Source organism: Mesorhizobium sp. CNPSo 4671 (assembly GCF_057784245.1).
Window position 1 is genome coordinate 1 of record NZ_JBWLUW010000045.1, and the last position, 5,648, is coordinate 5,648.

Consider the following 5,648-nt stretch of genomic DNA (forward strand, 5'->3'; position numbering starts at 1 on the left):
CCGAAATAAGGCGAGCATCCTCGGAATAGAGAGGCTCCTTGCTGTGCCCTATCAAAACCCCAGCTGACTGGACCGGCTGCAACGTCGAGGCCGCCGGCATTGCTCTGCCGCCACGGGAACTGGCGATCTCGCTCAGCTGCCGCTCAAAGGTCGTCGCATCTGCGGACGGCACCGCGGGTGAACTCGCTCGCCGGCCCGCGCTGTCCGACTTTACCTGCTCCCACTTCGTCGAGGCGAAATCCAACCGTCCCTCCCTTCAAAAAATAGGCCTTCGAGGCTGGGCTGGATTTGACGTGCCGGAAATCAGGAACAAACTACCCTTTAACAGCCCTCGGCAGGCATGCATCGTGAGCATCGGCAGCCGATGTTCTTCCAGTGCGACCAACCCTGTCTGTTATGTTAAATGGGAAAGCTGTCGACAAGCTGATCACGACAACGCGCCTCGAGCGTGGTGCATGTGCCCGCGCGCTTCGCCGTCAAGACCCCATAGATCGAGATCCGAGACAAATACTGCTTCTCCTCGCACAAGAAATGAGTCAGCTGCTTTTTCACGTCAGGTGGAGTGCTCCTTCGCAGGGCGTGCGCCTCCCACGCCTCTCGGACCTGAGCCCCAGGCCGTGGGCGTGAGGTGCTCCAGTCTAAATTTAAGCTATCCCGCCATGGCGAAGCTTCATCCCCTCAGTCGGTTTTGCAGTGCCTGCCGATCGGCAAGGAGCCCTTCGAGGTCCAGCTGGACTGGCTGCCCTGGTTGCGCCAATCGCCTAACCAGCTCGCGCGTGCCGTCCACCACAAAGACGCCGCAATCATGACCGTTTCGCTGTTGGGTGATGCGGGGTGACTCCAAGCGCGCGCCCAGCCTCGCTGCGAGTTGTCCTGCGGGCGCCTCGTTGTATCTCCCGTTCGAGTCGTAGTGATAGGCAACCGGCCGTTCCCGCTCGCGGCGATCAACGAACAGCAGCGACCAATGGCTGCCGCGGCGATTGGCACTGGCATCGTTCACTGGCAGGAACAGGAAGTCGGCCGTGTCGTCGCCATTGTGATCATGAACGATGCGCTGGAATGCGCGTAGCATGTCGCTCTCGGTGCCCAAGCGCAGGCTGCCAAGGATTATGAGGGGATCCACGAACCGCGTCCGGGCGGCCAGACCCGGATTGTTCCCCTGCAACTCTTGCGTCAGGAGCTGGTAGTCCCTCAGGACATGCTCGTCGCCCAGCCATTCCATGTCCTGGAGCACCAGCCCGCGGCCGTGAGACGGGGCGGTCGGACCCAAAGCCCCGACCTGAGCATCGGAGGATTTGCTTGCAAACACCGGCACGGAATTATCATCGTCGCGTGATTCAGACGGCGTGGCCGCAGTCAGATCAACCAATGGAAAATCCCGGTAGGTGTCTGGGGGGGCGCTGGCAGCGGGCGCTGGCGCTGCTTCCGGGTTCGGCCACATACTCCAATCAAAGTTGAGCGGCATCTGCGGCGACCAGGTTGAAGCGAACCCGGCAGGTTCTTGCCGTCCGACCTGGACGATGTCCTGCGTCTGCGATGGCAATGCACCCAGTTGATGGACGGGATCCGCCGACGACAGCAGGCGACCGCCTGAATTGGCGATCTCGCTCAGCTGCCGCTCAATGGCAAGGCCGTCTGGATTGTCCAGGGTCCTCGGCCTCTTCGCTGGCCGCAACCCAGCTGTGTCACGCTCATCGTTGGTGAGGACCTCCTCGCTTGGCGGGAGGTTGCTGCTGGCAAATACACCCATCGGCTTGTCGGGGAACTGCTGGGGGTCGTAGCCCCAGTTCAAGGGACGAATGGACGCTCGATCCGAAGACTGGTCATGGCGCGCGGCTGGCTCGCGAGACGACGGGCCGGGTTTGTCGATCATCTCCCAAAGCAAATCCTGGTCGTAGCCTTCCACAGGAGGCAGCTCATCTCGCCATCTGCCCGCTTCCTGCGACACGCTGCGCTGCCCAGCGGCGCTGCCGACGGGCATCGGCTCCATCCGGACCGCTTTTGCTGGATCAGAAACGAGGAGGATATGGCGCTCGAGCTCCATCGCTTTAGCGCCTGCCTGCGATTTTCGCAGATCAGCCAGTGCGGCACGGATATGCCGACTACCCCCGCTGTCCTTCCTATAGCGCTCGACATCGCCGTCCAATGACGTGCCGGAAAGCCGAGCAGCAATGCCCGGCTTGTTGCTCTCACGCAGATAGTCGCTGAAACTGCGAAGAAGAGATGCATACAACCTGCCAGTCGATGTCCCTGCTTCGTTTTTGTATTCTTTGATGAGAGCCCCGTCCTGGGGGTGAGGAGTTAACTCCGTGCGGCCTGTGATCGGCACCACTCCGCCCGTCGACTGGAAGGTCCGCAGATGGTCTATTGCCGTAAGGAGTCGTTTGTGGTGACCCTTTTCGATGGCCTCGCGCGCATCATCGGTCAGCGACTGGTCGTTGAGCCGGGCAGCAAACGGATCTTTGTTATTTGCAAAGAGCCAGCGCCCGAAGCTGCGAAGAGAATGTACATAGGCGTCGGCAGTGCCATCGGCGGCATTGCCGTGGCGGAGGCCCTTCTCAACCCCAGAAATAAGGCGAGCGTCCTCGGAATAAAGCGGCTGCTTGCTCCGCCCTATCAAAACTCCAGTTGACTGAAGGCGCTCGGCTGGCTGGAGAGATGACGACGGGCCGGGTTCGTCCATCATCTCCCAAAGCAAATCCTGATCGTAGCCTTCCACAGGAGGCAGCTCCTCTGGCCACCTGCCCGCACCCTGCGACACACTGTGCTGCGCAGCGGCGCCGCCGACGGGCATCGGCTCCATCCGGACCGCTTTTGCGGGATCAGGAACGGGGAGGTTATGGCGCTCGAGCTCCATCGCTTTAGCGCCTGCCTGCGATTTTCGCAGATCAGCCAGTGCGGCACCGATTTTCCGATTGCCCGCGGCGTCTTTCCTATAGCGCTCGACATCGCCGTCCAACGACGTGCCGGAAAGCCGGGCAGCAATGCCCGGCTTGTTGTTCTCACGCAGATAGTCGGTAAAATTGCGAAGAACAGTTGCATACGCCCTGCGGGTCCCTGTCGCAGCTTCGTTTTTGTATTCTTTGATGAGAGCCACGTCCTGGGGGTGAGGATTTAGCTCAGCGCGGCCTGTGATCGGCACCACTCCGCCCGTCGACTGGAAGGTCCGGAGATGGTCCATTGCCGGACGGAGTCTCCCGTTATGACCCGTTTCGATGGCCTCGCGCACATCATCGGTCAGCGACTGGTCGTTGAGCCGAGCAGCAATCGGATCTTTGTTATTTGCGAAGAGCCAGCGCCCGAACCTGTGAAGAGAATTTACATAGTTGTAGGCAGTGCGGTTGGCGGCGTTGCCGTTGGGGAATGCCTTCTCAAGTCCCGAAATAAGGCGAGCGTCCTCGGAATAAAGAGGCTCCTTGCTGTGCCCTATCAAAACACCAGCTGACTGGACCGGCTGCAACGAGGCCGCCGGCATTGCTCTGCCTGAATTGGCGATCTCGCTCAGCTGCCGCTCAATGGCAAGACCGTGTAGATTGTCCAGGGGCCTCGGCCTCTTCGCTGGCCGCAACCCAGCTGTGTCACGCTCATCGTTGATGAGGACCTCCTCGCCTGGCAGGACGTTGCTGCTGGCAAGTGCATCCATCGGCTTGTCGGGGAACTGCTGGCGGTCGTAGCCCCCGTTCAAGTGACGAATAGACCCTCCGGAGTCTGATGACTGGTCTTGGCGCGCCGCTGGCTCGAGAGACGACGGGCCGGATTTGTCTATCATCTCCCAAAGCAAATCCTGGTCGTAGCTTTCTACAGGAGGCAGTTCCTCTGGCCAGCTTTGCTGCGCAGCGGCGCCGAGGGACATCCGCGGCGCGTTTTCGGGATCAGGAACGGGGAGGATATGGCGCCCGAGCTCCATCGCTTTAGCGCCTGCCTGCGATTTTCGCAGATCAGCCAGTGCGGCACCGATATTCCGATCACCGCCGTCTTTCCGATAGCGCTCGACATCGCCATCCAATGACGTGCCGGAAAGCCGACCAGCAATGCCCGGCTTGTTATTTCTACGCAGGTAGTCGCTGAAACTGCGAAGGACAGACCTGCCGGTCCTTGTCGCTGCGTCGTTTCTGTACTCTTTGATGAGAGCCAGATCCTGGGGGTGAGGATTTAGCTCAGCGGGGCTTGTGATCAGCACGCGCCCCCTCTCCTGGAAGGTCCGGAGATGGTCTATTGCCGCAGGGAGTCTCCCGTGATGACCCTTTTCCATGGCCTCGCGCGCATCATCGGTCAGCGATTGATCGTCGAGCCGAGCAGCAATCGGATCTTTGTTATTTGCGAAGAGCCAGCGCCCGAAGCTGCGAAGAGAATATACATAGGCATTGACGGTGTGATTGGCGGCCTTACCCTCGAAGAGGGCCTTCTCAAAGCCCGAAATAAGGCCTACGTCCTCGGAATAAAGAGGCTGCTTGCTCCGCCCTGTCAAAACTCCAGCTGTCTGAGACGGTTGCAGTGTCGAGGCGGCCGGCATTGCTCTAATTCCACCTGAATTGGCGATCTCGCTCAGCTGCCGCTTGGCAAGACCGTGTAGATTGTCCAGAGTCCTCGGCCTCTTCGCTGGCCGCAACCCAGCTGTGTCACGCTCATCGTTGATGAGGACCTCCTCGCTTGGCAGGAGGTTACTGCTGGCAAATGCACCCATCGGCTTGTCGGGGAACTGCTGGCAGTCGTAGCCCCAGTTCAAGTGGCGAACGGACTCTCGGGGATCCGTTGACTGGTCATGGCGCGCGGCTGGCTCGAGAGATGACGACGGACCGGGTTTGTCCATCATCTCCCAAAGCAAATCCTGATCGTAGCTTTCTACGGGAGGCAGCTCATCTGGCCATCTGCTCGCGCCCTGCGACGCGCTGTGCTGCGCAGCGGCGCCGACGGACATCGGCTCCATCCGGATCGCGTTTCCGGGATCAGGAACGAGGGGAATATGGCGTTCGAGCTCCATCGCTTTAGCGCCTGCCTGCGATTTTCGCAGATTAGCCAGTGCGGCACCGATATTCCCACTGCCGCCGACGTCTCTCCTATAGCGCTCGACATCGCCGTCCAACGACATGCCGGAAAGCCGACCAGCAATTCCTGGCTTGTTGCTCTTACGCAGGTAGTCACTGAATTTGCGAAGAACAGTTGCATACACCCTGCGGGTCGATCCCGCGTCGTTTCTGTACTCTTTGATGAGAGCCACGTCCTGGGGGTGCGGAATTAGATCAGTCCGGCTTGTGATCGGCACGAATCCGCCCGTCGACTGGAAGGCCCGGAGATAGTTTATTGCCGAGAGGAGTCGTTTATTATGACCCTTTTCGATGGCCTCGCGGGCATCATCGGTCAGCGACTGGTCGTCGAGCCGAGCAGCAATCGGATCTCTTTTATTTGCGAAGAGCCGGCGGCTGAAGCTGCGAAGAGAGTATACATAGCCGTTGGCGGTGTGGTTGGCGGCATTGCCGCGGCGGAGGCCCTTCTCAAGCACCGAAATAAGGCGAGCATCCTCGGAATAGAGAGGCTCCTTGCTGTGCCCTATCAAAACCCCAGCTGACTGGACCGGCTGCAACGTCGAGGCCGCCGGCATTGCTCTGCCGCCACGGGAACTGGCGATCTCGCTCAGCTGCCGCTCAAAG

Annotated in this window: 2 protein-coding genes; both read right to left on the reverse strand. The window is 60.2% G+C overall.

The annotated features are described in order from the left end of the window. Window positions 1-244 (reverse strand): hypothetical protein (locus AC04SF_RS37170; RefSeq protein ID WP_488481846.1); only part of this gene is annotated, 244 nt, incomplete at its 3' end. Between the two features lie 426 nt (window positions 245-670). Further along, window positions 671-5,599 (reverse strand): Ulp1 family isopeptidase, encoded by a 4,929-nt coding sequence (locus AC04SF_RS37175; protein ID WP_488481847.1) that lies wholly within the window; start codon window positions 5,597-5,599, stop codon window positions 671-673. Between the last annotated feature and the right edge of the window lie 49 nt (window positions 5,600-5,648).

Excerpts from the sequence above, each read along its gene's own strand:
- AC04SF_RS37175 (WP_488481847.1), bottom strand. The coding sequence starts at position 5,599 with ATGCCGGCGGCCTCGACGTTGCAGCCGGTCCAGTCAGCTGGGGTTTTG.